22 protein-coding genes, 3 pseudogenes and 3 CRISPR repeat arrays are annotated in these 26,835 nt (G+C 70.1%); of the genes and pseudogenes, 16 read left to right on the forward strand and 9 right to left on the reverse strand.

Annotated features, from left to right (window positions below; genetic code table 11):
* Positions 1-82 precede the first annotated feature (82 nt).
* The 3 genes from Sdia_RS17115 (at position 83) to Sdia_RS17125 (ending at position 5,171) form a co-directional block, all read left to right on the forward strand.
* Positions 83-1,831 carry an ATP-binding protein gene (locus Sdia_RS17115; RefSeq protein WP_229831664.1) on the forward strand — a complete coding sequence of 583 codons (1,749 nt, stop codon included), beginning with the start codon at positions 83-85 and terminating at the stop codon, positions 1,829-1,831.
* 120 nt (positions 1,832-1,951) lie between these two features.
* Positions 1,952-4,027, forward strand: coding sequence for a proline-rich domain-containing protein (locus Sdia_RS17120; RefSeq protein ID WP_185392583.1), 2,076 nt, complete (start codon positions 1,952-1,954; stop codon positions 4,025-4,027).
* A gap of 250 nt (positions 4,028-4,277) precedes the next feature.
* A complete protein-coding gene (locus Sdia_RS17125) occupies positions 4,278-5,171 on the forward strand; it encodes a C40 family peptidase (RefSeq protein WP_185392581.1) in 894 nt (297 codons plus the stop codon).
* A gap of 369 nt (positions 5,172-5,540) precedes the next feature.
* Here the strand turns inward: Sdia_RS17125 and Sdia_RS17130 are convergent, their stop codons facing one another.
* Positions 5,541-6,119, reverse strand: coding sequence for a TetR/AcrR family transcriptional regulator (locus Sdia_RS17130; RefSeq protein ID WP_185392579.1), 579 nt, complete (start codon positions 6,117-6,119; stop codon positions 5,541-5,543).
* A gap of 90 nt (positions 6,120-6,209) precedes the next feature.
* Here Sdia_RS17130 and Sdia_RS17135 point away from each other — a divergent pair, with 90 nt between their 5' ends.
* The gene (locus tag Sdia_RS17135) at positions 6,210-6,656 is read left to right on the forward strand and encodes an anthrone oxygenase family protein (protein WP_185392577.1); all 447 of its coding nucleotides are present in this window, start codon (positions 6,210-6,212) and stop codon (positions 6,654-6,656) included.
* A gap of 119 nt (positions 6,657-6,775) precedes the next feature.
* Here the strand turns inward: Sdia_RS17135 and Sdia_RS17140 are convergent.
* Together Sdia_RS17140 and Sdia_RS17145 are read right to left on the reverse strand one after the other, a co-directional pair.
* Positions 6,776-7,047: pseudogene (locus Sdia_RS17140) on the reverse strand (helix-turn-helix domain-containing protein); the annotation flags it as partial.
* A 93-nt stretch (positions 7,048-7,140) separates the two neighbouring features.
* Positions 7,141-7,335 (reverse strand): annotated as a pseudogene (locus Sdia_RS17145) (transposase family protein); the annotation flags it as partial.
* Positions 7,336-7,418: 83 nt separating this feature from the next.
* On the opposite strand from Sdia_RS17145, the gene Sdia_RS17150 reads away from it, so the two are divergent.
* The 6 genes and pseudogenes from Sdia_RS17150 to Sdia_RS17175 all read left to right on the forward strand — a co-directional run bounded on the left by Sdia_RS17150 (position 7,419) and on the right by Sdia_RS17175 (position 13,257).
* Positions 7,419-7,679, forward strand: a complete 261-nt coding sequence (locus Sdia_RS17150) for a hypothetical protein (RefSeq protein WP_189500887.1) — start codon at positions 7,419-7,421, stop codon at positions 7,677-7,679.
* Between the two features lie 9 nt (positions 7,680-7,688).
* A complete protein-coding gene (locus Sdia_RS17155; protein WP_189500889.1) occupies positions 7,689-8,744 on the forward strand; it encodes a hypothetical protein in 1,056 nt (351 codons plus the stop codon).
* Entirely contained in the window at positions 8,636-9,532 is an 897-nt protein-coding gene (locus Sdia_RS17160; RefSeq protein ID WP_189500890.1) for a Tn3 family transposase, read from the forward strand. The genes Sdia_RS17155 and Sdia_RS17160 overlap by 109 nt, the downstream gene beginning before the upstream one ends.
* A 257-nt stretch (positions 9,533-9,789) precedes the next feature.
* Complete coding sequence (gene ltrA, locus Sdia_RS17165) at positions 9,790-11,544, forward strand: group II intron reverse transcriptase/maturase (RefSeq protein ID WP_189500892.1); 1,755 nt, start codon at positions 9,790-9,792, stop codon at positions 11,542-11,544.
* A 76-nt stretch (positions 11,545-11,620) separates the two neighbouring features.
* Positions 11,621-12,505: pseudogene (locus Sdia_RS17170) on the forward strand (Tn3 family transposase); the annotation flags it as partial.
* A gap of 62 nt (positions 12,506-12,567) precedes the next feature.
* Positions 12,568-13,257, forward strand: coding sequence for a class I SAM-dependent methyltransferase (locus Sdia_RS17175; RefSeq protein WP_189500894.1), 690 nt, complete (start codon positions 12,568-12,570; stop codon positions 13,255-13,257).
* Positions 13,258-13,292: 35 nt separating this feature from the next.
* Here Sdia_RS17175 and Sdia_RS30220 read toward each other — a convergent pair whose 3' ends face one another.
* A complete protein-coding gene (locus Sdia_RS30220) occupies positions 13,293-14,345 on the reverse strand; it encodes a tyrosine-type recombinase/integrase (RefSeq protein ID WP_229831665.1) in 1,053 nt (350 codons plus the stop codon).
* A gap of 278 nt (positions 14,346-14,623) precedes the next feature.
* Positions 14,624-15,576: direct repeats of the CRISPR family, unit length 28 nt; unit sequence GGAGCATCCCCGCGGGTGCGGGGCCGAC.
* 220 nt (positions 15,577-15,796) lie between these two features.
* Between Sdia_RS30220 and Sdia_RS17190 the strand changes: the two genes are divergently transcribed.
* Both Sdia_RS17190 and Sdia_RS17195 read left to right on the forward strand, forming a co-directional pair.
* Positions 15,797-16,054, forward strand: coding sequence for a hypothetical protein (locus Sdia_RS17190; protein ID WP_189500896.1), 258 nt, complete (start codon positions 15,797-15,799; stop codon positions 16,052-16,054).
* Entirely contained in the window at positions 16,051-16,431 is a 381-nt protein-coding gene (locus Sdia_RS17195; protein ID WP_189500898.1) for a PIN domain-containing protein, read from the forward strand. The genes Sdia_RS17190 and Sdia_RS17195 overlap by 4 nt, the downstream gene beginning before the upstream one ends.
* A gap of 271 nt (positions 16,432-16,702) precedes the next feature.
* Here the strand turns inward: Sdia_RS17195 and Sdia_RS17200 are convergent, their stop codons facing one another.
* Complete coding sequence (locus tag Sdia_RS17200) at positions 16,703-17,263, reverse strand: hypothetical protein (RefSeq protein WP_189500923.1); 561 nt, start codon at positions 17,261-17,263, stop codon at positions 16,703-16,705.
* Positions 17,264-17,638: 375 nt separating this feature from the next.
* On the opposite strand from Sdia_RS17200, the gene Sdia_RS17205 reads away from it, so the two are divergent.
* Both Sdia_RS17205 and Sdia_RS17210 read left to right on the forward strand, forming a co-directional pair.
* On the forward strand, positions 17,639-19,039 hold the full coding sequence (locus Sdia_RS17205) for a hypothetical protein (RefSeq protein WP_229831666.1): 1,401 nt from the start codon (positions 17,639-17,641) through the stop codon (positions 19,037-19,039).
* The gene (locus Sdia_RS17210; protein ID WP_189500902.1) at positions 19,036-19,233 is read left to right on the forward strand and encodes a hypothetical protein; all 198 of its coding nucleotides are present in this window, start codon (positions 19,036-19,038) and stop codon (positions 19,231-19,233) included. The genes Sdia_RS17205 and Sdia_RS17210 overlap by 4 nt, the downstream gene beginning before the upstream one ends.
* A gap of 39 nt (positions 19,234-19,272) precedes the next feature.
* Here Sdia_RS17210 and Sdia_RS29780 read toward each other — a convergent pair whose 3' ends face one another.
* From Sdia_RS29780 to Sdia_RS17220, 3 genes are all read right to left on the reverse strand, one after another.
* Positions 19,273-19,563 (reverse strand): hypothetical protein, encoded by a 291-nt coding sequence (locus Sdia_RS29780; protein ID WP_223123485.1) that lies wholly within the window; start codon positions 19,561-19,563, stop codon positions 19,273-19,275.
* An 18-nt stretch (positions 19,564-19,581) separates the two neighbouring features.
* On the reverse strand, positions 19,582-19,722 hold the full coding sequence (locus tag Sdia_RS29785; RefSeq protein WP_223123486.1) for a DEAD/DEAH box helicase family protein: 141 nt from the start codon (positions 19,720-19,722) through the stop codon (positions 19,582-19,584).
* A 122-nt stretch (positions 19,723-19,844) separates the two neighbouring features.
* A CRISPR array of direct repeats spans positions 19,845-20,606; the repeat unit is 28 nt.
* A 52-nt stretch (positions 20,607-20,658) separates the two neighbouring features.
* Positions 20,659-20,940, reverse strand: coding sequence for a lasso peptide biosynthesis B2 protein (locus tag Sdia_RS17220; protein ID WP_262417695.1), 282 nt, complete (start codon positions 20,938-20,940; stop codon positions 20,659-20,661).
* A gap of 50 nt (positions 20,941-20,990) precedes the next feature.
* Here Sdia_RS17220 and Sdia_RS17225 point away from each other — a divergent pair, with 50 nt between their 5' ends.
* Complete coding sequence (locus Sdia_RS17225; RefSeq protein WP_075987985.1) at positions 20,991-21,317, forward strand: DUF6233 domain-containing protein; 327 nt, start codon at positions 20,991-20,993, stop codon at positions 21,315-21,317.
* Between the two features lies 1 nt (position 21,318).
* Here Sdia_RS17225 and Sdia_RS17230 read toward each other — a convergent pair whose 3' ends face one another.
* The gene (locus Sdia_RS17230; RefSeq protein WP_075988009.1) at positions 21,319-21,501 is read right to left on the reverse strand and encodes a hypothetical protein; all 183 of its coding nucleotides are present in this window, start codon (positions 21,499-21,501) and stop codon (positions 21,319-21,321) included.
* Positions 21,502-21,760: 259 nt separating this feature from the next.
* A CRISPR array of direct repeats spans positions 21,761-23,496; the repeat unit is 28 nt; unit sequence GGAGCATCCCCGCGGGTGCGGGGCCGAC.
* A 262-nt stretch (positions 23,497-23,758) separates the two neighbouring features.
* Between Sdia_RS17230 and cas3 the strand changes: the two genes are divergently transcribed.
* The gene (gene cas3, locus Sdia_RS17235; protein WP_308435970.1) at positions 23,759-26,716 is read left to right on the forward strand and encodes a CRISPR-associated helicase Cas3'; all 2,958 of its coding nucleotides are present in this window, start codon (positions 23,759-23,761) and stop codon (positions 26,714-26,716) included.
* Positions 26,717-26,835: the final 119 nt, after the last annotated feature.

A 26,835-nucleotide genomic window follows, 5' to 3' on the forward strand; every position in this document is an offset into this window, starting at 1 on the left:
GCTGCCCCGGTTCGGCCGACGCTGGCTGGAGGCGACCACCGAGTGGGGCACCTCGTACCAGTGCCTGCTGGGCCTGAGCCAGATGCCGAAGGAGTTCATCTTCCCCGGCTCGGAGTTCCTGGCGCGGGTCGACCAGTTCCCCTACCCCGTCGACTGGACGGTGCGCCTGTCCGTGGAACGCGGTACCGACGCCGAACCCAAGAGCCGACGACAGGCCGAGGAACTGGCGGGCCAGTACGACGAGTACGAGGGCGAGGTCTCCGGACCGCCCGCCAGCATCGACGAGGCCAACCAGGGGATTCACGAGTACCGGAACCGGCTGACCTCCTCAGCCAGCGAGGTCGAGGTCCGCGCGACGACGGCACTGTGCGTTTGGGGAGACACCCCGCAGGAAGCCGAGCGCCGCGCCAAGGACCTCACCGGCTACTTCGGGGGCCACGAGTACGTCTTCGACCGCCCCCGCGGCGAGATGGAAAACCTCTGGTACGGGATGCTGCCCGGCGCCCGCGCCCCGCGCGTCATGACCGGATACACCCAGTACCTCCTCGCCCGGGACTTCTCCATGAGCGGCCCGTTCACCGGCGCGGAGCTCGGCGACTCCAGCGGCCCGCTCTACGGCCTCCAACTGGCGGGCGGCGGAGTCCGCCCCGTCTTCACCGACTTCTCCCGTGCCCCCCGCGAACACGCCTCCGGCTCGGCCGCCTACGTCGGCGAGCTCGGCGCCGGCCAGTCCGTCGCGCTCAAGGCGGCAGTCCACGCGATCCTCTCGGCCGGCCGACGCCGAGACGTCCCCGGCAGCCGGGGACGTGCGGTCATCGTCGACCGCACACCGAAGCAGGAATGGGTCCGCTTCGCCCAGGCATGCCCCGGCGAAACCCAGGTCATCACGATCGACACGACCGCCGCGGTCTCCCTGGACCCGCTGCGGATCTTCGAGGAGAAGCGCGAGGCGCAGCGCTTCACCGAGTCCTTCCTCACCCTCCTGCTGGGCACCACCCCGATGGACGACGAAGGCATCGCACTCTCCGAGGCCATCGCCTGCGTACTGGCCGAGCCCGCCCCCTCGATGCGCGTCCTCACCGAGGAACTCGCCAACCGCGGCTCGGGCGATCCCGCCGCCAAGCGCGTGGCCCGCCTGGCAGCGGTGGCGCGCAAGGACCTCGCGGCCACCCTGTTCGACGAGACACTGCCCGTGGTGCGGACCTCCGAGGCCGACAGCGTGGTGTTCAGCGTGGCCTCGCTGGCCCTGCCGCAGAAGCGCGAGCTGGAGTCCGGCCGCCTGGACCGGCTCGAATCCGAGAAGACTCTCGGACGGTCGGTGATGTACCTGATCGCCGCCCTCTGCCGGAAGATCGCCTTTGCGCGCGACGAGGAGTTCACCGCCGTCGTCTGGGACGAGTGCTGGTGGCTCACCTCCAGCCCCGAGGGCTGCGAACTGCTGCTGGAGGTCGTCCGGGACGGCCGCAAGCACAATGCCGGCGCCCTGGTCGGCAGCCACGACCCCCACGACATCGGCCCCGAAGACAGCGAGGTGGGCCAGGTGATCGTGGGCCTCATCCCGCGCCGGTTCCTCTTCCGCCACACCGACAGGAGCCTCGCCCAGCGCGGCCTGCAGTTCCTCGGCTGCGACCCCCACGACGAGGAACTTCTCTCGGTCGTCACGACTGAGCTGTCCCCGATCACCGTCTCCGACGAGGACAAGGCAGCCCGCGCCGGCGAGTGCCTCCACCGCGACCTGGACGGCCGGATCAACGGCATGCAGATCCTCATCCCGCCGGACCCCGAGGCCGCAGCACACATCCACTCCCAGCCGATCGCGGCCGCGGCATGATCCGGCGCGCGAGCAGGAGAGCGCACACCTGGTGGCGGGCCACGGTGCCGGGCCGCCGGTGGCGCCTGGCTGGCGTGCTCGTCGCCGCCCTCGGCGCACTCCTGGTCGCGGCGCCGGCCGGTGCTGCCCCCGACGACCCGAGCCCCGCCCCCTCCGCACTGGGACCTCAAGATCGAGGCGTTCCTCGTCGAGATGCTGTTCCTGGGCTCCAAATGGCTCGTCAGCTTCGCCTGCTTCCTCATCGCCTGGTCGCTGTCGTTCAAACTCGCCGGCCTGCTCCTGAAGCCCGCGCTGATCGTCTCCGACGCCCTGTACACGAACGTCCTGGTCCAGACCGGCATCCCCGGCCTCTGCCTGGCCTGGGCCGCGTGCGTCGCCGGCTGGCACCTGATGTTCGGCCGCCGCGCCAAGGGCTGGGCCGAAGCCGGCGCAGTCCTCCTCATTGCCGCACTGTCCATCACCGTCCTCGCGGCACCACCCCAGATGCTCCTCAGCGAGGACCAGGGTGCCGTCGGCACCGCCCGCAACCTCGCCGTCGAGGTCGCCGCCCTGATCGTCGACAACGACGACATCCTCAACCCCGCCACGGTCTCCAGCGGCGAGAAGGGCACCAGCGGCTGGGAAAGCCCGGAGTCCCGCCAGATCTCCCGCCCCATCACCGACGCCCTGGTCGACGCCTTCATCGTCCGCCCCGCCATGCTGCTCAGCTACGGCCAGACCTTCGACGGCAAGTGCGCCGAGCAGTTCCAGGAATCCCGCATCGAGCAGGCCGTCCTGCTCCAATGGCGCGACGAACACCTCGACGCCCCAGAGGACGCGGCGCGCGAGAACGTGCCCTACATCGACGACATCCTCGGCAACATCAGCGAAGCGCTCACCGAAATCCCCGACACCGTCGTCAAGGAGAAGCTCCAGGCGCAGGGCCCCATCGCAGAGTTCGAGAAGAACTGCGTCAACGGCAGCGCAAAGGCCCTGAAGAAGGCGTCGATGGACAAGGTCGGCGGCGCCTTCTTCATGGTCCTCGCCGCTCTGCTGGCCTGCGTGTTCATCACCGTCCTCGACGCATCGTTCCTGTACGCGCAGCTGTGCCTGGCCAAGGAAGCCATGTTCACCAAGGTCGCCCTGGCCATCGGCGTGATGCCGGGCCCCGGGCGGGCCTGGCTGACCGACCGGGCCCTGGCAGTACTGCGCTACCTGTGGCTGATGGTCCTCTCGGTCGCCGCGCTCGCCATCCTCATCGTCATCTTCGCCGCCGTCCTCAACGCCCCCGAGAAGGACCTCTCCGGCGGCGTCACCGTGCGCTTCGTCGTCATCGACTTCATCTGCATCGGCGCGTTCATCTACCGCAAGAAGCTGGTGCACAGCGCGGAGAACTGGTCCGCGCGGGCCCGCTCCCGCGTCGGCTCCAGCCTCGTCGGCGGCGGCACCCCCAGCGACCTCGGCAGCCACAAACCCCGGCGCAGCGTCGGCCGGCGCCTGCTGACCGGAGGCGCCATGCTCGGCGCACTCGCCGCCAGCGGCGGCGCCTACGGGTACGCTCGCGGCAGCACCGCGCTGGCCGCCCGGCTGGTCCGCGGCACCGGCCGGGCGATCGGCGGCACCGCCCGGGCAGCCGTCCGCTCCACCAAGGCCGTGGCCACCGGCGGAATGAAGCTCGGCGCGGTCGGCCTCAAGTCCACCGTGGGCCTGCCGGTGTACGGCCCCCGCGCCGCACGCCGTGCCAGCGCAGCGATCTCCTCCGTGCCCGAGCGGGTCACCGACGGCGCGACACACCTCAGCGAGCGCATCGCCCAGGTGCACAACCGGTACGCGCCCCAAGCCCACGACTTCACCGGCGAGTACGCCCACAACATCCGCTCGGCGGGGCGGCTGCTGCGCGGCCGCCGACCGCTCGGCCGGTACGTGCCCCCGCAGCGCCAGCACCGTGGCGAGGACCCGAACAGCCGACCGGCCCCCGGAGGCGTGCCACCGCAGCCCAGGCCCCGCCACGGCACCCGGCACACCCCGCCGAGGGTCACCCAACCACCCGCCAGCCCGGGGCAGGCAGCGCTCCAGCGGCGCCTGCACCGCATCCGCAGCGACCAGGCAACACGCCCGCCGGCCGCCCAGCAGCCGCGTCGGCGCCTGCCTGCCGACCCGCCCCGCCCCACAACCCGGCCGACACCGAGACGACGTCGCGGAGGAGGCAGCGCATGACCGGAACGAAGAAGGCCGTCCTGCTCTCGGCCGGCCTGCTGGCCCCGATCGCCGCCGTCCTGGGCATCCGCGTCCTGTTCGTGGCGGCCGTCGCCGGAGGCGCCGCCGATCGCGAGGAGCAGGGCGACGGAGCCGTCGGCGCAACGGGCACCCCCTCCCAGGTGAAAGGCATCCACCCGGTCATGCTCTCTGCCTACGGCCGAGCTGCCGAACGCGGCGCGAAACAGCGCCCCCAGTGCAAAGGACTGCGATGGTCGGTCATCGCCGGGATCGGAAAGGTGGAGAGCAACCACGCCGGCGGCCGGACCATCAAGCCGGACGGCACGATCACCCCCCGCATCCTCGGCCCCCGGCTCGACGGCAGCGGCGTGGGCGGCAACATCACGGCCTTCTACGACACCGACGGGGGCCGCTACGACGGCGACGCGACATACGACCGGGCCGTCGGGCCCATGCAGTTCATCCCCTCCACCTGGGCCGGGCCCAGCGGCGCCGACGGCAACGACGACGGGAAGAAGGATCCAACAACGCCTTCGACGACGCCCTGGCCACGGCCCTCTACCTGTGCGGGACGGGCGCCAACGACCTCCGCGACGAAGGACAGGCCCGACGCGCGATCCTGCGGTACAACGCCTCCGGCCAGTACGCGGACGACGTCCTCGGCCACATCCGCCAGTACGACCAGCTCGCCGTCACACCCCTCGACAGGGAAGCCACCGCCGGCGGCACAGCCGGAAAGGTCATCAAGCTGGCCCTGGCCGAACGCGGCACCAAGTACGTCTGGGGAGGCGGCGACATCCACGGCCCGACCGGCGGCGGGTTCGACTGCTCCGGCCTGCTCGTCTGCGCCTACCACCAGGGCGCCGGCATCACCCTGCCGCGCACCTCCCAGGCCATGCGCAGCGCGGGCAAGGCGGTCGGTCGCGCGGACCTGAGGCCCGGCGACCTCATCGTCTTCAACGCCGACGGCAACTGGGGCCACGTCGGCCTCTACATCGGCAACGGCCAGATGGTGCACGCTCCCAACCCGAGAACCCCGGGGGAGACTGCGTCGGTCCAGCGGCGAGTGGTCCCGCGCCGACTGGACGATCCGCCGAGTTCTGTGAACTGTAGGTTCCGAATAGAGATGTCGTTGTCCAAGTGATTTGTCATCAACTTGTCGTTCGACTCGTCCGGCTGAGTCTCCACTTGTCCTGTCGCACTGAGCCTGTCGGATTTTCACTGCTTCTCGTTCGTGCTGTCGGATTCTCATTGCCTCGCGCGCTGAGCGGCGGCGCTTGCCTCGTACGTGGGGTTCGATCTCATTTTCCTGCTCCGGTTCTCGCGGTACCTGTCACGGCCGTTTTCGGCAGGTACGCGGAACAGGGGGTGGCGATGGACCTGGGTCCCCGTCTGGGGCGCGGGGTCCCTGCGATCTGCGGCTGCGCCGTGTGGGCGCGAGTGACCGGAAGCGATGCCGCAGGTAGGCAGCGGGGCCCGAGGACCCCGGCTGCGTGCACGCCGGGACGGCGTGTCAGACCATGGCGAGCCGGTCCACCAGCAGCTCCACCCTCCGCTCGGTGTCCGCCGGCGGCAGCCGTTCCGCCCGGGTCAAGGTGGCCAGTCCGTGCAGGGCCGCCCAGAACACCTCGGTGAACAGTGCCGGGTGGACGCCGTCCCCGGCGACCTCGCCGAGGCTTTCCAGCAGGGCGTCGAAGGCGTCCTTCAGCGGCTTCGGGGTGTCCTCGTGCGCGAACGCCAGGCCGCCGTCGAGCTGGAACATGGCGTCGTAGACCGCCGGGTTGCGCTCGGCGAACTCGAGGTAGGCGCGGGCGAGGGCGGTGACCCGGGTGCGAGGGCCGTCCGCGGCGGAGGCCGCGGCCCGCAGCGCCGCGCTCATCTCGGCGGCGCCCTCGAGGGCGACGGCGCCGATGATTTCGCGCTTGCCGCGGAAATGGCTGTAGAGGACGGGCTGGCTGTATTCGATGCGCTCGGCGAGCCGGCGGGTGGTGACCGCGTCCCAGCCCTGCTGCTCGGCGAGTTCGCGGGCCGTGGCCACGATGAGGTGCTCGCGGGCCGCCCGTTCGCGCTCCTTGCGTTCCTGTACCGACATGATGAGATTCTAGCGCCGCTAGACAATCGAGCGGCAGCAGATCTAGCGTTGCCTCATCAGCTAGCAGTGCTAGATCTCTGGAGGGGTGTCATGCTCAACGCACTCGAGGTGTTCACCACCGTGGTCGTCGGCCTGATGGTGGGGGTGGAGTTCTCCGTCGCTTTCGTCATCAACCCGATCCTCAACGGACTCCCCGAGGGTAGCGGCGTGCTCGGCCGCGCCCACGGGGCGCGGATGCTCGGCGCCCTGATGCCGGTCTGGTACATCACCTCGCTCGTCCTCGCCGCCGTCTGGGCCGTCGCCGGATGGCACCGCCCCGGCGCCGGCCTGGTCGTCACCGCCGCCGCGCTGCTGATCTCGAGCGTGATCATGTCGCTCTTGCTGCTCGTCCCGATCAACAACCGGGGCAAGACGTGGACCCCCGAGAACCGGCCCGAGGACTGGAAGGAGCAGAAGAACCGCTGGGACCGCTTCCACTACATCCGCGTCGTCGTCATCATCGCCGCCTTCACCCTGCTGGCCGCCGCCCTTGCTTGAGCCCGCGGGCCGACACCACGCAGGTGACGGCACTCCTCTGCTCCGCGGGCGGTAGCCGACGATTCGCATGGATCTACACCGCCCTCGGAACCCCGGACTCCCTCTACCGGAGGTTCTGCCAAGGCCTCGTCGACGTGCCGCCAGGCGATGGCCTGGATATCCCGAAACCCGCTCCGAGCTGCGAGAACGTCTCGCCCTTCCGCAGATGGACCAGCGCGAGCAGTGCCTGCTTGAAGCAGCCGAGCTTGCGCCAGCGGGTGTTGCGGGCCTGGCGGTGCTCGTACAGCAGCCAGGCCACATGCTCAACCAGCTCGTGCGGGACGTCGAGCATGGCAGGATACGGAACCAACAGGGCTCCTTCGGTCGCCGGTGTGATGAGTGAGATCACCACGCCAACGACAAGGGGCCTTGTCTCGTCACCACACCCGCTGACCATTCCACTTCACCCTCCAGCGCAGGATGAAAGAGGCTCAGTGAGCCTCTTTCATCCTGAATAGTTGCAGGTCAGTAGGGTGTGGACGGCCTGGACGATGGTGCCGATGCGGCGGGTGGAGCTTCTGGCTCGCCGGAGGACTCGCCAGGACTTCAGCTGCGCGAAGGCTCGCTCACCCGGCGCTCTCAGCCGGGCGTGGTCGCGGTTGAACTGCTGGTAGTGCTCGAGCTGTTCGCGGTGGTGGTGCGGGAGCGGCTGGCGGCGGCGGTGGTGGCCCGGTGCCGTAACGACCGCTCGAACCGCCAGCCCCGGGGCGGGTCGGGCGGCTGGTGGGCAAGGCGGTCACGGACTTCGAGGCCCAGTTCTGCCGCAGCAGGGTGGAGCGGATCTCGCACGCGACACGCTCGCGCCTGGAGGACCTGGTCGCCGGCAGCGCGGACGAGATGGGCGCGGGAGCGGACGGTGAGGGTGCGCTGTCGGGCGGCGGGCGGTCCCACTTCGCTGAGCTGAAGACCGACCCGGGGACGCCGGGACTGGAGAGCCTGCTGGCGGAGGTGAACAAGCTGAACCGGGTGCGGCGGCTGGAGTGACCTGCGGACTTGTTCGCCGACGTGTCGGAGAAGCTGGTGGACGCGTGGCGGGCGCGGGCGTCGAAGGAGTACCCGGCGAACATGGAGCGGATGAAGCCGCCGCGGCGCCTGACGCTGCTGGCCGCGCTGTGCCATGTGCGGCAGATGGAGATCACCGACTCGCTGGTGGACCTGTTCATCCAGCTCGTGCTGAAGATCAACACTCGGGCGGAGCGGAAGGTCGACAAGGAGCTGAACGCCGAGCTGAAGAAGGTCCGGGGCAAGGAGGGGATGCTGCTGCGGGTCGCGGAGGCGGCTTTGTCCGAGCCGTCCGGCACGGTGCGGCGGGTGATCTATCCGGTGGTCGGCGGGGAGAAGACGCTGAAGGCACTGGCGGCGGAGGCCGCGGCGAACGAGGCCCGCTACAAGGCGAGGATCCGTACGGTGCTGCGGTCGTCGTACTCGGCGCGCTGGCGCCGGATGCTCTCGCCGCTGCTGGGCGCGCTGGAGCTGAAGTGCAACAACACCGCCTTCCGACCGGTGATGGACGCGATCGACTTGCTCCAGCGCTACCTGGAGCAGCCGCTGAAGGAGGGCGCGTTCTTCGATCCGGCGGAGAGGGGGCCGATAGCAGGGGTGGTGCCCGAGCCGTGGCGGGCGGCGGCGGTGGACGCGAAGGGGCGGGTCGAGCGGATTCCGTACGAGCCGTGTGTGCTGGTGGCGCCACGGGACGCGGTGCGGCGGCGGGAGATCTGGGTGGTGGGGGCGAACCGGTGGCGTAACCCGGAGGACGACCTGCCGGCGGACTTCGAGGACAACCGGGACGTGCACTACGCCGCGCTGGGCCAGCCGCAGGGTGCCGGGGAGTTCATCGCCGCCCTGCAAGGCAAGCTCCGCACGTCGCTGGACCGTTTCGAGCAGGCTCTCGCGGAGGGCACGACGGGCGGGGTAGTGATCGTCAAGAAGCACGGCGAGCCGTGGATCAGGGTCTCCCCGCGCGGCAAGCAGGAGGAGCCGGAGAGCCTGGTGGCCATCAAGGGCGAGATCGAGCGACGCTGGGGCACATCGACCTGCTGGACATCCTGAAGTACGCCGAGTTCGACACGGACTTCATCGCCGAGTTCACCTCGGTCGCCACCCGAGAGATGCTGTCGAAGGATGTGCTGCGCCGCCGCCTGCTGCTGGTGCTGTTCAGGCTGGGCACGAACATGGGGATCAAGCGGGTCGCGGTGACCGGCAAACACGGCGAGAGCGAGGCCACCCTGCGGCGGGTGCGGCACCTGTTCGTCAACCGCGCCAACATGCGCGCGGCATTGCGGAAGCTGGTGAACACCACCTTCGCCGTCCGAGATGAGATGTGGTGGGGCACCGGCACCGCGTGCGCCTCCGACAGCCGCAAGTTCGGCGCCTGGTCCAGCAACCTGATGACCGAGTGGCACCAGCGCTACCGCGGCCCGGGCGTGATGATCTACTGGCAGTGCGACCTGAAAGCCGCACATTTCGAGCAAATGCCGGGAAGGAGATACCAGCATTTTCGACCTGTGACCATCTGGTCGATTCCCCAGCCAGCGTGCGGAGGGAGCAATTCCTCGGTGCGAAGCCTGGCCAGCAGACCGAAGGCCGAGACGACCACTGAATCGGCACGGGTCAGGGGAAAGCCCGGACGGATGAACACAAGTGAACCCTTGATGAGGACTCGTAAAGATCACCCGCCTCAGTGGAAGCAGTCGAGGCGGTCCAGGAGCTACCGGGTGAGAACCCGACGCGACTCCGAGCTGGCTGTCAAAGCCGGAGTAGGTCACCGCGGCTCCCGGGTCAGAGAGGGCATCCACCCCGGGCGCATCTCGTGTGTGCGGAACAGGGAAACCCCGTAGAGGTCCCCCTCGGGGTAGGCCGAAGGCAACGAAGGCTCAACTCCTCTGCGGGCAAAGGATGGTCCGAGAAGCGAACGCCGCCACGCCGAAAGGCACGGGGAAAGGCCGGACACAGGGGCTCCGCCCTCCGGCTATAACCCGGCGGATACCGGGCTGATGCCCGGGTCCGAAAGGACGCCCAAGCGGACCAGGTGGGTCTTTGAAGAGACAAGCGAAGCACCGAGTAAACGGCAGCGCACGTTAGACAGGGAGGGCAAGTGGACCAAAGCACCGGGCAGTTGTCCTTCTGGAACGAAACTGCCGACGATGCGGAAGCCTGGCACCAGATCGACTGGGGCCGGGTCGACCGCGACGTAACGAGGCTGCGTCGGAGGATCTTCAAGGCCGCTCAAGCTGGCGACATGAAGAAGGTCCGAAACCTCCAGAAGCTCATGATGCGATCGGCCGCGAACACGCTCCTGAGCGTGCGCCGGGTGACCCAGGTGAGCCGGGGGCGGAAGACCGCCGGCGTGGACGGGGAGACGGCGCTCGGCCCCAAGGAGCGGGGCCGACTGGCCCGCATGCTCCTGCGGGACGGCGCTGCCCGCCCACGACCGGTGAAACGAGTGCAGATTCCGAAGGCGAATGGAAAGACGCGCCCTCTCGGCATCCCGGTCATCCGGGACCGGGTCCACCAGGCCAGGGTGAAGAACGCCCTGGAACCTGAATGGGAGGCGCGATTCGAGGCGCGAAGCTACGGCTTCCGCCCCGGCCGGGGATGTCACGACGCACTGGCGGCCATCTTCCAGGTGGTGGGCAAGCCCGCCAGCCAGCGGAGATGGGTGCTGGACGCCGACTTGTCGGCGGCGTTCGACCGGATCGACCACGCGCACCTGATGCGATCGCTCGCAGGCTTCCCCGCCAGGGACGCCGTCGAGGGCTGGCTGAAGGCCGGAGTGATGGACAGGGGCGCCTTCGCACCGACGGTGGAAGGCACCCCGCAAGGAGGGGTGATCAGCCCGCTCCTGCTGAACATTGCTCTGCACGGAATGGAAGAAGCAGCCGGGGTCTCCTGGAGAAGACACGGGAACTCCCGAGTACTCAAAGACGGGTCCCCGGCCCTTGTGCGGTACGCGGACGACTTCGTGGTCATCTGCCACACTGAGAAGGACGCGCACGAGGCGTACCGGCGGCTGAAGGAATGGTTCGCCCCCAGAGGTCTGGCCTTCAACGAGGAGAAGACTTCGGTCCGACACCTCACCGATGGCTTCGACTTCCTCGGGTGCACCGTCCGGACGTACGCCAACGGGTACACGCTCGTGACGCCGAGCAAGGACGCGGTGAGGAAGGCCAAGGGGCGTATCCGGGACGTTGTCCGGTCGAATCGGGGGAAGCCTGCGGACCGGCTGGTCCGCGAGCTCAGCTCGTTTCTCCGGGGATGGACTGCGTATTACCGCCCCTGGAGCTCGAAGAGGGCCTTCAAGGAAGTCGATCGGACCGTGTTCGGCCAGCTCTGGCAGTGGGCGAGCAGACAGCATCGGCGGAAGGGAAGACAGTGGATCGCGGCCCGGTACTGGGACAAGCGGATTCCCGGGAGTGACAACCGCTGGATCTTCGGTGAGGGTTCGGCGTACGTCAAGCCCGCCGCGATGACCAGGATCGTCCGTCACGTGCCGGTCCTTGGAACCCATTCCAAGGACGACCCGGCTCTGACGGACTACTGGACCGAGCGCGCGGCCAGGCGGACCAAGCTGGGGCTGGAGAACAGGTTCATCCAGACCCTGGCCGTCCGTCAGCGCGGCCGATGCGCCCGGTGCGGCCTCGACCTCGTCGAAGGAGCCGAATTCGAGCCGGATAACATCCACGACTGGGTGTCCTGGTTCGACTCGGTCCGCCGGACGCTGAACGTGCACCACGTCGTGCACCGCCAGCACGGCGGCGGCAACGAGCTGAAGAACCTCGTCCTCCTGCACTCGCAGTGCCACCAGCAGCATCACGCGACAGAAGCACTCGATGCGAAGCGGTCCCCGTGACCTGCTTGAGCCGTGGTGCGGTGAAAGCCGCTCGCCCGGTTCTGAGGGGGCCGGGGTCCCAGCAATGGGCCCCGGCTACCCGACCGTCGAGCGGAAGTCGGTGTGCATCTACTCCCAGCTCAAGTCCTGCTCGGCCTCCGAGGTCGCCTCGATGATCGAGGGCGTGCTGCGGCACTGCACCGACATGGAGGTGGACCGGCAGTACACCGACACCCATGGCGCGTCCATCGTCGGCTTCGCCTTCGCCCACATGCTCGACTTCAAGCTGATGCCGAGGCTGAAGAACATCGGCTCCGCGCGGCTGTACCGGCCGGCCGCCGGGGAGGACGACAACTGGCCGAACCTCGCCCCGGTGCTGTCCACCAAGACGATCAACTGGGACCTGATCCGCCAGCAGTACGACCAGATCGTGAAGTACACCACCGCGCTCCGCCTGGGCACCGCCGAGGCCGAGCAGGTCCTGCGCCGCTTCACCCGCGGCGGCCCCAAGCACCCCACCTACCAGGCGATCGAGGAACTGGGCCGGGCGGTGCGCACGGCGTTCGTCTGCGACTACCTCGCCGATGTCGAGCTGCGGCAGGAAATCCACGAGGGCCTCCAGGTCGTGGAGAACTGGAACAGCGCGAACAAGGACCTCTTCTATGGCAAGGACGGCGACCTGGCCGGGCAGGACAAGGAATCCCAGGAGGTGTCCATGCTCGCGCTGCACCTGCTCCAGTCCGCTTTGGTCCACGTCAACACGCTGCTGATGCAGCAGGTCCTCGCCGATCCGAAGTGGGCCGACACCCTCACCGACGCCGACCGGCGGGCGCTGTCCCCGCTGTTCTGGACGCACGTGAACCCCTACGGCCGGTTCGAGCTCGACATGAACAGCCGCCTCGACCTGGACCTGACCACCCGGGTTGCGGGGGTGCCCGGCCCGCGCCTCCCACGGGCTGAATCTGCGGAGGTCCCTACGTGACGGTGGTCAGCGCTCGGTGAAGGACAACTGACAAGAACAGGCGGGCGCTAGTGTCCTCAGCTATGACTGAACCGACCTACCTGAATGCCACCCGCGTGGCCTACGACACCGTTGCCGAAAACTACGCCGAGCTCGTGCCCCCCGCGTTCGAGGACGACCTGTACGGCCGCGCGATGATAAGTACGTTCGCCGAACTCACGCGAGCCCTCGACGCCGGGCCGGTCGCTGACCTCGGCTGCGGGCCCGGCCACGTGACAGCACACCTTCAGTCCCTTGGGGTGACCGCGTTCGGCATCGACCTGTCCCCGAAGACGGTTGCGGTTGCCCGGCGCCGGCATCCGGACCTGCGATTCGACGAAGGGTCGATGACCGACCTGGACCTGGCTGACGGCAGTCTTGGCGGAGTCATCGCCTGGTACTCGATCGTGCACACCCCTCCGGAGTTGCTGCCGGTCGTGTTCGCAGAGTTCCACCGCGTGCTGGCCCCAGGCGGCCATGTGCTGATCGGCTTCAAGGCCGGTGACAGGCTCCGACACCTGGAGAACGCATACGGGCATGAGCTGTCTCTCGACGTCTACTGGGTCTCTCCCGACCGCATCGCCGAGCTGCTGAATCAGACCGGGCTGATGGTGGATGCCCGGCTGATCCGCGAGCCGAACGAGCAGGAGAAGCCCCGGCAAGGTCAGCAGGCGTACCTCCTGGCCCGAAAGCCGGCGAAGCCTGGAGCAAGGCTTGCCGACACCATCGCGTAATACGACCCAGTAGTCCGCAGGTGTGCTCTGGAGGTTTATAGACGGCGGCGGGCGGCGGGGTCGCGTTCGGCGACGTGTCGGGCGACCGCGTCGACGCCTGGGCGGGCGTACCGATCCAGGGAGCGTACGGAGGCATGGCGGGACCGGGCCAGCAGCATCGGGGTGGAGGTGCCGCCCTCGGCGTCATGCGTGAGCGCGGAGTGCCGCAGCCGGTGCAGGGTCCAGCCCTCCAGGTCCTCGATGTCCTCGGGGGAGGCGAGCGGGTTGGCCAGTAGCCGGGTGTTCTCCTCGAAGATCTCCTCGGCGCGGCGGTAGGAGAGCCGGGCCCGTCCGGTTTCGGGGCAGACGTCGAGTGTCGGCGTTCCGGCCGGGGCCTTGCGGTCGGTGAGGAACAGCGGGCCGCGGGTGCGGCGGGCGATGAGCCGGGGCAGGAGCTGGGCGGTGCCGGACTGCCAGTGGATCCATTCCGTGGCACCGCCCTTGGCGGTGATCCTGCCGCGCTTGTCCTGCGGGTACAGGTCCTCCACGTTCAGGCACAGCACCTCATCGGCCCGCGCCGCCGACTCATAGAGCATCTTCCACAGCGTCTTCTCCCGCAGGGCGACGTCCAGGCGCCACAGTGCGACGATCTGGTTCTCGGCCAGGGCCTTGGTGCGGTCGGGCGGCGCGGGCCGCCGCTCGATGCCGATCGTCGGGTCGCCGACGATCCAGCCCTGGCGCTGCCACCAGCCGATCGCCTTGCGCGCGATGGAAAGTTCGCGGTTGACGGTATCGGCGTCCATCTCGTCCGCCCGTGCTGCCGCCAGTTCGGCCAGTGCCTTGGGCAGCGCCGGATCGTCGATCGCGGCGACGGGGAAGACGGGCGGCTTCGCGCCCCGGCGGGCAAGTCCGGTCGGCGCCGGTTCGCCGGCGAGCATCCACCCCCACGTCGTCAGCGAGATCCGATAGATCCGTGCCGAGGACTTCGCGATGCCCGCGCCGGTGAGGTACCGCTCGACCGCCGCGGTGTACGAGGCGGGCGGGGCGGACAGGGGCACGACCCGGGTGCGCGGCAGGTGGAGCGCGCCCCCGCTCCCGATTTCGGTCACCGGTTCGATCGTCATGCCCGCCCCGCCCTTCCGGCACTGCCGCAGTAAATGCGTACACCTCGCCTGTGGTCGCTGGGTAGTCCGCCGCAGGTCGTGAAGATCACCGTAGGGGCTCTACCGCAGTAAATCCGGCATTTACTGCGGCACCACTCTGACGACCCGTCATCCCGCTGTACCGCCGACCTTCACAGCGAACCCGGACCGGAGCGTCACGCAGCGCTACATGTCCGTTGGCCGTAGCTATACGAGAACAGGGCCGGGACAGGTGCCGGCGGCGCGGAGCATCCCCGCGGGTGCGGGGCCGACGACGCGTGGTCGTGGTGCTGGAGGAGTCCGTTCGGAGCATCCCCGCGGGTGCGGGGCCGACGAGCTGGGCTTGGGCTTAGAACGGCAGGGAGCATCCCCGCGGGTGCGGGGCCGACGACCTGGGCGTCGCCACCTCCGGAGCCACGTTATCCGGAGCCACGTTCGGAGCATCCCCGCGGGTGCGGGGCCGACGAAGTGCTGGGACTCCTCGCCACCGCAGCGGCCGGAGCATCCCCGCGGGTGCGGGGCCGACCTGGCTGATGAAGGAGCCGGCACCGCAGCCGGGGGAGCATCCCCGCGGGTGCGGGGCCGACGACCGGCGAGGTAGTGACTTGCCGGGCGGTCACGGAGCATCCCCGCGGGTGCGGGGCCGACTGGTACCAGGCGGTACCGCCGGTGATGCGCTCGGGAGCATCCCCGCGGGTGCGGGGCCGACCGGGGGGAACCAGGTGTCCTCGCCGCGCAGTGCAGGAGCATCCCCGCGGGTGCGGGGCCGACGTGGTGTGGGTGGCCGACGCGCGCCGCCCCGACGGAGCATCCCCGCGGGTGCGGGGCCGACCACACGTAGATCGCACCGTGCATCGTCCCGAGCGGAGCATCCCCGCGGGTGCGGAGCCGACAGCCCTGCGCCTGCCGCTGGCCCGGATCGAGCAGGAGCATCCCCGCGGGTGCGGGGCCGACACCTCAGCGGCCAGGGCGCCCGCGCCACGATGCGGAGCATCCCCGCGGGTGCGGGGCCGACGGGGGCTTTTTGCTGTCCCGCCGGGGGCTAACCGGAGCATCCCCGCGGGTGCGGGGCCGACGGATGGTCGCGCTCAACCTGAGCCCCCTCAGTCGGAGCATCCCCGCGGGTGCGGGGCCGACGGTGTGTGTCGTGGCTCGTGCTCCTGGCGCTCGGGAGCATCCCCGCGGGTGCGGGGCCGACACTTGCTGACCTGGGAGGTTACCGCGAGGGTGCCTCATTTTCATTCATGTGCGTCACCCCTCGTTCGTGCGTCGGGCAGCGAATGGCGGGGATCGTCTTCAGAGAGCGCGATGTACGCGACCTCAGCGGCTGGCGGTCACGGACGAGCCGGGGCCCACAGACGCAGAAGATCTCCCGTAGGGTACGGGTACGTACCCGTACCCCTGGAGGAGGAGTAGACGTGTCCGACGCGAACGTACGCATCCCAGAGGCGGCCAAGGAGCGGCTGGCGACCATCGCCGCCGCCGAGGGCCTGTCCTTGCGGGCCTATCTGTCCCGGCTGGCTGAGACGCTGCTGACGCCGGAGGAACGCGCCGAGCGGGCGGAGCAGGCCCGGGCCGCGCTGGAGAGGTGGACCGGCTACGCGCCGAGCACCACCGAACAACAGGAGCTGGACGGGGAACTGGACCGGCGCCTGGCGCAGGCGGCCGCCCGGTGAGTGCAGCGGTGCACATCGTCCTGGACGAGACGGCGATGGCCGCTGCCGGACAGGGCAACGTCCTGGCCTCCCGGCTGATCCACCGGGCGCACGCCGAGGCCGACTGGTTCCTCTACGCCCCGGCCTGCGCCTTGGTGGAAGCAGACCGGACAAGGCCCGGGACCGCGGAGCACCTCGCTGCCCTGCCCGGCATCACGGTCGTGGACCTGGACCTGCCCGCCGTACTGGCGGTGGCCAGGGAAGAGGGCTGGGCGGTCGCCCACAGTCGCTACGCAGCGCAGCCCACCCCCGAGCGACCCGACGGCGCGGTTGTCGCCACCACCGCGGCCCGCCGCTGGGAGGGATCTCAGGTGCGGGTTCTCGACCTGACCCCCTGACCCGCAGGAACGTCCCCCCGCGCCCTCTGTTGCCGTGCCGAGGCTCAACGGACCGGACCGGCATCCTCCCGGGGCCACCGGCGGCACTTCTTGCGGAGTGCCGGGACCGGTGCTCGGCGCCGTTCCGGCCTCCGCGCCCGTCAGCGGCCTCGGCGGGCCTGGACGAGGTGGCGCCACCGTGCGCGCACGGTGGCCCCGTTGGCGGGCGAGGACCAGTTCGTTCGCGTCCCCGATCCGGCGGGGCGCGTCGTCGAAGTCGCGAGCCACGGGGTCAGCGGGCGAACGCTTCGGTCAGGCTGATGCGGTAGCCGTCCTCTTCCATCAGCACGACGGTGACGCCGAACGGATCGGGGTGATCCAGCTCGATCGGGGTGTAGGAGAAGTTCACCGCGGTCTGGATGGGCGGCACCAGTTCACCGCCGGGCTGCGGCGCGGGGGCCGGCCTCCAGTCGGGGGCGACCGACGCCCAGCCCTCGGTACTGCGGGACAAGAGCTGCTCGGTGTACGGGAACTGGTACAGGACGTGCCCGTCGCGGGTGGCGACCACCATGTTCAGGCACGGCGCCGGGCCGACGATCGGCAGCTCACAGGCGGTGGCGACATCGTGGGTCTCCCAGGCGAGGACGACCTCGTCCGCGCCGGCCGCTGCGGCGATGTTCGCGAGTTCCGCGATCCCGGCGAGCGCGTCCTGGCCGACCTTGAGCGGGCGCGCCCAGATCAGCCCGACCAGCTCGCCGCGCACCAGCGGCATCATCAGCGGGCGCGGCACGACCCCCTCGCCCAGTGACGCGGTGTACGTCTCCTTCGCGACGCCAACCAGTCCGTTCCACATCCGCGTGTCCACGGAGGCCCCCGTATCCCGACTGTTCGTGATCACAAGCGACCCTGCCACGTGGAGCGATGCGGTGTCAGGACGGCCAGCCCTTCGAGCGGTGGATGCTGGGCTGGTGAAAGGGAAGCGTCACCAGACAGCGGAATGTGGCGTGAATCACAGCAGGTGTCGGAAAAATGAGTGCCGGATCAGCTCTCTCCCGCCGCAGGTAGGTGAACAGACTTACCCAAGCAACAAAGGAGGCCCGAGATGCCTGCGGCTTCAACACCGGATCCGGCACCTGCGGATACCGCTCAGCGGAATGCTGCAGAACCCTCCGAGGTAACTGGAGCGCTGCTCGTTCCCTCAGTGGAAGGATGCCGCTCGTCCGAGAACGTGGCACTCGACGAACTGAGCGACGCCGGGCTTGCAGCACCGGTGGACGGGACCGGCCTGGCCATGGGCAGGCCCGATCTGGATCATGGCGCCTTCTCGCTGCTTGACGACGCCGTCCTGCACTCGGGGGGCCTGGCTGACGTCGTGGACACGGCCGCCTTCTGGTCTGGCGTCAGCGACTCCTTCCAACCGCTGATCGGTCTCAGCACGATGCTCAGCGAGTTCACCTCGCGGGCGAACTTCAGCCTCACCCCGGCTCTCGCCGGCATCGAGCTGGCCGTTCCCCGGCTACCCAACATCGGAGAGGTGGTCGGCCAGTCGCTGCTCGACGGGCTGGGGGCCCACAATGCCTCTCTGCCGGCGCTGGCGGACGTGCGGCCCCAGATCCTCTCGCTGTCCGAGCCCGTGAACTCCGTACTGCCCTCCGTCGCGAACACCCTGAGGCTGCTGGACGGACTCAACCCGGCCAAGGCGGTCTTGTCTGCGATCGAGCCGCAGGTCAGGAGCCTTGCGGGCGTGGTGGGACCGGCCGCTCTGTCATCGATGGCCGAGGCCTTTCAGCCACTGTTCGGTCTCGGTGAATTCGTTCGTCAGCCGCACTTCGACCTGTCCCCGGTGCTGGAAGGTCTCCCGGCTCTGCTTCCCCCTCTGCCCGGCCTGGCGACAATGGCAGAAACGCTCGCACCATACTTCGCCGTTCAGGTGGAAGTACCGCGGATGATGCAGGAGCTCTTGCGCTCGCTGCCTTCGATGTCGGACCTCATCGGTGGCCATATGGCCGACCTCTTCGCCGGGGTCCGGTCCGTCGCCGACTGGGCGAAGCGGCTACGGCCATCGGTCCTTGCCGAAGCCCGCTACGCCTTCGACGCGTACATGAAGGGCGACACGGAGCCCATGAAGGACTTCCTGCGCAGCTGCCTGCGTCTGTGGCCGGTGCTGGAGGACCACTGCCAGGCCCTGGCTGTGGCGATGTTCGAACGCGCGTGGGAGCAGGAAGCCGACCTCACCGACGACCAGTCGGTGCGCAGGGTCCTGGTCCGGTACGCCCGCCAGGGCTGCGACCTTGAACGCGACCACCAGATCCGCGGCGTCCCGGTCGGTTACATCCCGGAGGGCTGGGAGCAGCCGGACACCGTGCCCGGGCCGGAGGATCTGGTGATCCCCCGCCTCGTTCCCTGGGCCCAGCGGTTCGAGACCGCTCCGGTGCGCTACGTGGCAGGCCGGCTCAACGAGCAGGAACAGGCCCTGGTCCGTGTCTGGTCGGAGAGCCACCGCATGACGTGGCCCAAAGCATCGGACCTCGTGCAGCAGGATGAGGCACAAGGAGAGCGGGCCCGACGCAAGCTGCACCGGCTCGGCAAAGAGTGGCGCAGGCGCGAGCACCTTCAGGAGCTGTCGTGAGTGCGCCGTCCGACCGGTCGCAGGAGCCGCTGATGACGGTGCGGGCCGCGGTCATCATGATGCTGGGCACGCAGATCGCCGTGGCTGCTGGCGTACTGACAGTGCTGGCTGGGAACGCATGGGCTGTCGCCGTACTGGCCGCCGGGGGCGCCTTCGCCGGCACGGTCGCCTTCGCACGGTCCGTAATCGGCTGAGCTGGCCCTGGGCGAACAGGACGCCCAGGGCCAGCCCCGTCACGGCGAAGTACGCAGGGCGTCGTGGCGGGCGGTGACCAGCCTTCGCCACCGCCGCCGTGTGTGCTGTGCTCCGTCGATTACGACGGCCAGGCGCTCGTCCTCGCTCGGCACGTCGCGGTGCACGCCCACCTCGGCACGGGCTATCTCCTGCTGGAACACGGCTGTCTCCCGGGCCGTCCAGGTGCGCGAGCGGCCTCGGGCGACCGCCTTGTCGGCAGCGGGCCGGCGCCGCCACGCGCCGTCGACGAGCTCGTTGTCGTCCAGCACCGTGCCGTCGCGGGACACCACGGTGACGCCGTCGGCGAGCTACTCGGCCTCGATGACGGCGAGCGTCGTGAGCATGTCCTTCGCGCATGAGTCGTGGTTCGCCCAGGTCACGAACCGTCCGCCCGCGCCGACGGAGGCCTCGGTGAGGAAGCGATCGATGATACCCAGCTGGCTTAACACCTCGGGCGTCGCGACGCGACGACCTCGATCCGGTACCGGGAGCGGCGGTACGCCTCCGACAACGCACAGAAGTCGTCTGGGTCGGCGAGGGCGGATTCGACGATCGCGTTCAGGCCGTGGAGAGAGCATCCCCGCGGGTGCGGGGCCGACCGCACGGCACCGAGATGCCGTCCGCGTAGGGAGCATCCCCGCGCGTGCGGGGCCGACCTCGGTCCACTCGATCGGACCGTGGCCGGCCTCGGAGCATCCCCGCGCGTGCGGGGCCGACCTTGCGTCTGACAGCCCTCCGAAGACATGCCGTGGAGAGAGCATCCCCGCGCGTGCGGGGCCAACAACCGAATGACCGTGCACGGCCCGTCAGGTGCCGGAGCATCCCCGCGCGTGCGGGGCCGACCAGCGGCGCCCCCGCATCCTCACCGAAGACGAGGGAGCATCCCCGCGCGTGCGGGGCCGACGCGCCCGAGCCCGAGTGCCCCGACCTGGTCAACGGAGCATCCCCGCGCGTGCGGGGCCGACCTTGGCGGGGTCGCCGTAGAGGGCGTCGGCCAGGGAGCATCCCCGCGCGTGCGGGGCCGACTCCAAGACGAGAGGGACTCAAATGCCCGCGATCGGAGCATCCCCGCGCGTGCGGGGCCGACAGGACGAGCACGACCGGGACCAGGACGGCCAGCGGAGCATCCCCGCGCGTGCGGGGCCGACTGGGACGACAACCGCAAGGCACGAGCTGATGAAGGAGCATCCCCGCGCGTGCGGGGCCGACTTCCCCTTTTTGAGATCGCCGCGAGCAACTTCATGGAGCATCCCCGCGCGTGCGGGGCCGACGTTGGGTCAGATGCGGTTGGCGTACTCCTCGAGGGAGCATCCCCGCGCGTGCGGGGCCGACACTTGCTGACCTGGGAGGTTACCGCGAGGATGCCTCATTTTCGTTCATGTGCGTCACCCTTTCGGCACGGGAGGTGCGGCGAGGGCGCCGGGCCAGGGGCGGCGGGGGTCCGGGCGGTCGCGGCCGGACAGCCCGAATGCGTCGTCCTCGGTCCACACCCACGCATGTGCCTCGGTGGGCAACTGCCGCGCGCCCAGTACCCAGTGGGCCCGCCGACCGCAGAGTGCCAGGGCGATGACCGTGGCGAGCGAGATTTCCATGCAGGCGATGCGGCCCCGGTACCAGGCCGGGCGGATTGATGGGAGAGGGGAAGGAAGGCGGCGTTTCGAAGTCAAGCAGGGGGGTGGCGCACGCCGCCGACACCAACATACCTAGACTCGAACACATGTCCGATCTGCCCGCCGACCTGCCGCGCCTGCACGTGCTGCGGACGTGGCACGCGATGTGGCTGGCCCGGATCGACAAGGCGATCGCGACAGCCGAGCAGCGGGAGGCCGAGACCCGGCGCGGCGCCGAGGTGCGCCCGCCGCCACCCGCCTACGTGGTCCAGCTCGGCATCGGCACGGGCCCGCCCGCCGCCGTCCACGTGGGTGGCTGCCCGGTCGCCGGGTCCCGCGTCCGGCCGCTCGACACCGAGCAGGCCCGGCAGGCCCTCGTCGACGTGGAGGCGTGCAGCATGTGCCGACCGGACACGGACCTCGGCCTGCTGTAACTCAGCGGGCGTTTCTACGACGCGGGTAGTCAGGGTCGTCCTTGGCAGTGGGCAGCTCGCCGTGCCCCTCGTACCAGGGGTTGACCCAGCCGCACACGGTGCAGGAGTAGCGGCCGTTCACCCCGTAGATCTCGGTACCGCACTGCCGGCACTCGGTGCGGGTGATCTCTGGCGGCCTACTCATACGGTGAGGCTACCGGCGCGGTGGGCAGCGGGGCGACGCATGACCAGCCGCACGTCTGACTGCACACCCGCCCAGAGCCCTGTTGCAGCGCTTGCGCTCCACACGACGGACGTTCATTGCCGCCCCTCCCCTTGGTCCAGCGCTGCGCCGGGAGAGCCATGGTGCGTCGGGCCGGGCTGGGGCGGTAGGGGGCGTACGGATGCCGAGGAGGCGCCCGGGGGCCGACATGGCGAGGTGATTCTCGCCGGCGGCGGCCGGGGGAGCATCCCCGCGGGTGCGGGGCCGACACCTGTTGCGCCACGGCGTGCCCCTCCTCGGAAGGAGCATCCCCGCGGGTGCGGGGCCGACATGGAGAGGCCGTAGTCGACGGACCCGGCCACCGGAGCATCCCCGCGGGTGCGGGGCCGACGCCGCGGGACGCCCCGCCGGCCACTCCGCCGCGGGAGCATCCCCGCGGGTGCGGGGCCGACCGTGGTGATCACGCGGGGAGGGCGGCGCGCCGGGGAGCATCCCCGCGGGTGCGGGGCCGACGAGCCGGAGAGAGGTGTCGGCGTCGGCAAAGGCGGAGCATCCCCGCGGGTGCGGGGCCGACGAGCGACAGGCCCCGGACTCTCACCTCCGGGGCGGAGCATCCCCGCGGGTGCGGGGCCGACTCCCCGCCCTGATCCCCTACCGAGGGGAACAGAGGAGCATCCCCGCGGGTGCGGGGCCGGCTCGAGGAGGGCCAGGGCGCGGGCGTGCGCCACGGGAGCATCCCCGCGGGTGCGGGGCCGACCGCCGGCGGGGCGGCGACGAGGTATCCGAGGGCGGAGCATCCCCGCGGGTGCGGGGCCGACCGCGCCGAGGCCGCGACCGCTGGTCCGTGGGGCGGAGCATCCCCGCGGGTGCGGGGCCGACGTAGCGCAGCACCATCTGGCGCGCCTCGGACAGGGAGCATCCCCGCGGGTGCGGAGCCGACGATGAGGACCAGCTCTTCGGGTGCCGCGTCCTCGGAGCATCCCCGCGGGTGCGGGGCCGACCAGCCGGAGGACCTTGGCGTGCTGGTCCACCTGGGAGCATCCCCGCGGGTGCGGGGCCGACTTCGCGGGAGTGTTCGCGGCCGGGGTCTTCGTGGGAGCATCCCCGCGGGTGCGGGGCCGACGGCTCCGGCCGCGTGGGCCGAGGCGGCGGAGCGGGAGCATCCCCGCGGGTGCGGGGCCGACCACACCCGACCCCCCAAAAAATCCGGCGGCCGAGGAGCATCCCCGCGGGTGCGGGGCCGACTCCGGCCGCCACGCCGAGCCGATCCCGTACCGGGGAGCATCCCCGCGGGTGCGGGGCCGACTTGAACTTCTCCCCCGCCATGGATATCGATCAGGGAGCATCCCCGCGGGTGCGGGGCCGACTGAGTGCGTCTGGCCCTTCCTCCTCTACCAGGGGGAGCATCCCCGCGGGTGCGGGGCCGACCATTTCGCGCGCAACCCGCGAGTATCGGGCGACGGAGCATCCCCGCGGGTGCGGGGCCGACCGGCGGAAGTACGGGGAGAGTCGCGAGCTGGGGGGAGCATCCCCGCGGGTGCGGGGCCGACCCTACGGCCTGTCGGCCGATGAGTGGCCCCCGGGGAGCATCCCCGCGGGTGCGGGGCCGACGCGTCGGCGGCGGGCAGCGACAGCCCCCCGTCCGGAGCATCCCCGCGGGTGCGGGGCCGACGGGCTCGTGATCGTGACCCTGACCGGTCTGGCCGGAGCATCCCCGCGGGTGCGGGGCCGACGGGCGGCCTCGGCCTCAGCTCCTCGACCGTCGGGGAGCATCCCCGCGGGTGCGGGGCCGACCCTGCCCCTGCCAGGCCCCTGTCTGGCAGGGGCGGAGCATCCCCGCGGGTGCGGGGCCGACATGGCCATCACCGCCGCGGCCGAGGGCCTCGCGGGAGCATCCCCGCGGGTGCGGGGCCGACGGGGCGTACACGCGGATGCTGAGGGATCAGGAGGGAGCATCCCCGCGGGTGCGGGGCCGACACTTGCTGACCTGGGAGGTCACCACGAGAGTGCCTGATTTTCATTCATGTGCGTCGCCCTTCGTTCGTGGGCCGGGCAGCGAGTGGTGGAGTTCAGGGAGCACGGTGTGTGACCGCGTGGTGCGGGCGCCCGCCGTGGGGGATGTTCGTCTTTGGGCCGTCCGCCGTCAATTGTCAGTGGTGTCCTCTACTGTGCCGGGCAGTTGTGAGTGCTGAGCGAAGGGTGGTCCGGCGTGCCGGATGCAGGGGTGCCGCTGGAGTCGGTGGAGGGCCCGTTAGGGGTCTTGTGGGGGAAGTCGGCGGAGCGTGCCGGTGGGCAGACGAATCTTCTTCTGTCGCATCTGCTTGATACCGGGGCTGTGGCTGAGCGGCTGTGGGAGAGCTTCCTTGCGCCTTCGACGCGGGGCCTGCTGGATGAGGTGGCCGGTGGTCCGGGGCGGGGCCGCAGGTTGTTTGCGTGGCTTTGCGCTGTCCACGACCTTGGTAAGGCAACGCCCGCATTCCAGTATCAGTGGGAGCCTGGGGCGCGGGCGGTGCGGGCGGCGGGGCTGCGGTGGCATGGGCCAACGGTGGCGAACCAAAAGCGGCGCTGGCGGCATGAGCATGCGAGCGCCTATTTGCTGATGCGGGCGCTTCGTCGGGTGGGCTGGGCGGAGTGCCATGTTGCGTGGGTGTGGCCGCTTGCTGCTGGTCATCACGGGATGTTCCCGGATGAGGATGCGGTGCAGCCGCCGCGTCAGGGCAGGGGGCAGCTGCAGGGCGGTGCGGACTGGGAGGTGGCTCAGGCCGGTTTGCTCGAGCGCGTGACTGTGGAGTTGGGGTTCGAAGGGTTGGCGGAGGTACAGCCGGTGGCTGTTCCTGCGAGGGCGGTACAGCTGCATGTCAGCGGATTGATCGTGATGGCTGACTGGATCGCCAGCGACAAGGAGTATTTCCCCGGCCTTCCTGACGTGTCTCAGGTGAGCATGAAGGGTGCCCGGGAGAGGGCGGGGTCGGCGTGGACGAAGCTGGGGCTGCGGGGCGGCTGGGGGGCGCTGGCGGGACCTGGGCCGGAGGCGTTCCGTGAGCGGTTCGGGGTGGAGGCCCGGCCCTCGCAGCGCCTGGTGATGCAGGCGGCGCGGGATATGGAGGGGCCTGGGCTGCTGGTGGTGGAAGCGCCGATGGGGGAGGGGAAGACGAAGGCGGCGTTGATGGCTGCGGAGATTCTGGCTGCTCGTTTCGGGGCTGACGGGGTGTTCGTGGGCATGCCGACGCAGGCGACGAGCGATCCGATGTTCGGGCAGGTGCGTGCGTGGTTGCAGGCGCTGGGGCGGGGTGATGATCTGGCTTCGCAGGTGGCGCTGCTTCACGGGAAGCGGATGTTCAACAAGGAGTGGCGGGGGCTCGTTGAGGGTCGCGAGCGGGTGGGAGGCGAGTTCGGTTTCGCGGGTGTGGACGAGTTCGGCTGTGAGGGGGACGTGTATGGGATGGGTGAGCAGGGGCGGGGGGTGGGGGAGCGTTCGGGGGCTGGGGGGCCTGCGGAGTGGTTTCTGGGTGCCAAGCGGGGCTTGCTGTGTCCGTTTGTGGTGGGGACGGTCGATCAGTTGCTGCTGGCGGCGACTCGTAGTCGGCATGTGATGTTGCGGATGGCGGGGCTGGCCGGGAAGGTCGTCGTCCTGGACGAGGTTCACGCTGCTGATGTGTATATGTCGCAGTTTTTGGTGGAGGGGCTGCGGTGGTTGGGTCAGGCCGGGGTGCCGGTGGTGCTGTTGTCGGCGACGTTGCCTCCTGGTCAGCGTCGTGAGCTGGTTGAGGCGTATGTGGCGGGTGCTGGGTCGCGTGAGGAGTTGCGGTTGGAGGCGCTGCCTGAGCCTGGTGGGTATCCGTCGGTGACAAGTGCCTGGTCGGCGGTGGAGGGGCCGTGTGTGCGGGTGGATTCTTGTGAGGGGTGGCGGCCTGACCTGAGTGTTGCGCTGGCTGTCTGCAGCGAGCCGGTGCCCGGGCCGCGGGCCTCGCGTGTGCAGGAGCGGCAGGCGCAGCAGGAGGCGGATGTGGCGGTGGTGGATTTGCTGCGGGCGCAGCTTGAGGGCGGGGGTTGTGCGCTGATCGTGCGTAACACGGTGGTGCGTGCTCAGTCGCTTTACTCTGCGTTGGCCGGTGTGTTTGGCGTGGGGGAGGTGATGTTGCTGCATGGTCGGCTGGCGGCGGGGGCGCGTGCGGAGCGTACGGAGCGGTGTCTGGGGCTGCTTGGGGTGTCTGGGCCTGGGGTGGGGGAGGGGCGGCCGCATCGGTTGGTCGTGGTGGCGACTCAGTTGGCGGAGCAGTCGTTCGATGTGGATGTGGATCTGCTGGTGAGCGATGTGGCTCCGGTTGATCTGTTGTTGCAGCGGATTGGGCGGTTGCACAGGCATGGGGATCGGGTGAGGCCGCCTGGTCTGGTGGTGCCGCAGGTGTTCTTGACGGGGCTTGGGGGTGGGCCGGTCGAGGGTGCGGATGCCGGTTCTGTGTGTGGTGGTGGTCCTGCTTTCATCCGGGCTTCGGAGGTGATCTACGGGCGTCATCTGCTGCTGCGTACGGCGGCGGTGGTGGCTGATGCTCTGCGCCCCGGGCCCGGGTGCGGTTCTGGGTCTGGGGCTGGGGTCTGGCAGGTTCCGGGTGGGGTGCCTGGACTGGTGGCGGCTGTGTACGGGGGTGAGGAGTTGGTGCCGGCGGGGTGGCGGGAGGATGCGGGTGCCGCGCGGGTGGAGTGGGAGGAGCGGCAGCGGGAGCGTGCGCAGAGCGCGGTTCCTTTTCTGCTGACTCGGCGGGGTGACAAGGAGGGGGTGACCTTGGCGGGGTTGCACCGTGTTGCGGTTGCGGCTTCTGGTGGGGCTGAGGGTGGTCTGGATGGTGTGGTGCGTGACGGTGAGATGGGTGAGGAGGTGGTTCTCGTGGTGCGGGAGGGCGAGGGGGAGGTGGTGCGTACGTTGAGCGGCCGCGCGTTGTCGGTGAATGGGGATGTGGCCGATGAGCTGATCGATGACGTTCTGGCGGGGACGGTGCGGCTGCCTGGTGGTCCGGCGTCCTCGGCTGCGGCGGCGCTGGGGCCGTTGCCGGGTTGGGTCGGCCATCCGCGGCTTCGGTATGCGAGGGCGTTGGTGCTTGACGGCTTGGGCTGGGGTGAGCTGGGTGAGCATCGTGTGCATTACGACGATGTGTTGGGTTTGACGGTGGAGCTCGCCCGGAGGTGGCCGGTGCGCTGAGGGGATGTGCCTGGGGGCGGGGCGGGGCCCGCCCCCAGGGGGAGCTTCCCCGCGTGCGCGGGGCCGATGCGTCGTGGAGACGTAAGGACGGAACACCCCCGCGGTGGTGGTCTGTCGCT

The sequence above is a fragment of the Streptomyces diastaticus subsp. diastaticus genome, assembly GCF_011170125.1.
Lineage (GTDB): Bacteria > Actinomycetota > Actinomycetes > Streptomycetales > Streptomycetaceae > Streptomyces > Streptomyces diastaticus.

What these genes read in the sequence shown, in the direction of transcription:
- Sdia_RS17115 (WP_229831664.1), top strand. Translation starts at nt 83, where the DNA reads ATGCCGAAGGAGTTCATCTTCCCCGGCTCGGAGTTCCTGGCGCGGGTC.
- Sdia_RS17125 (WP_185392581.1), top strand. Translation starts at nt 4,278, where the DNA reads ATGGTCGGTCATCGCCGGGATCGGAAAGGTGGAGAGCAACCACGCCGG.
- Sdia_RS17130 (WP_185392579.1), bottom strand. Translation starts at nt 6,119, where the DNA reads ATGTCGGTACAGGAACGCAAGGAGCGCGAACGGGCGGCCCGCGAGCAC.
- Sdia_RS17135 (WP_185392577.1), top strand. Translation starts at nt 6,210, where the DNA reads ATGCTCAACGCACTCGAGGTGTTCACCACCGTGGTCGTCGGCCTGATG.
- Sdia_RS17175 (WP_189500894.1), top strand. Translation starts at nt 12,568, where the DNA reads ATGACTGAACCGACCTACCTGAATGCCACCCGCGTGGCCTACGACACC.
- Sdia_RS17200 (WP_189500923.1), bottom strand. Translation starts at nt 17,263, where the DNA reads ATGTGGAACGGACTGGTTGGCGTCGCGAAGGAGACGTACACCGCGTCA.
- Sdia_RS17225 (WP_075987985.1), top strand. Translation starts at nt 20,991, where the DNA reads ATGTCCGATCTGCCCGCCGACCTGCCGCGCCTGCACGTGCTGCGGACG.
- Sdia_RS17230 (WP_075988009.1), bottom strand. Translation starts at nt 21,501, where the DNA reads ATGAGTAGGCCGCCAGAGATCACCCGCACCGAGTGCCGGCAGTGCGGT.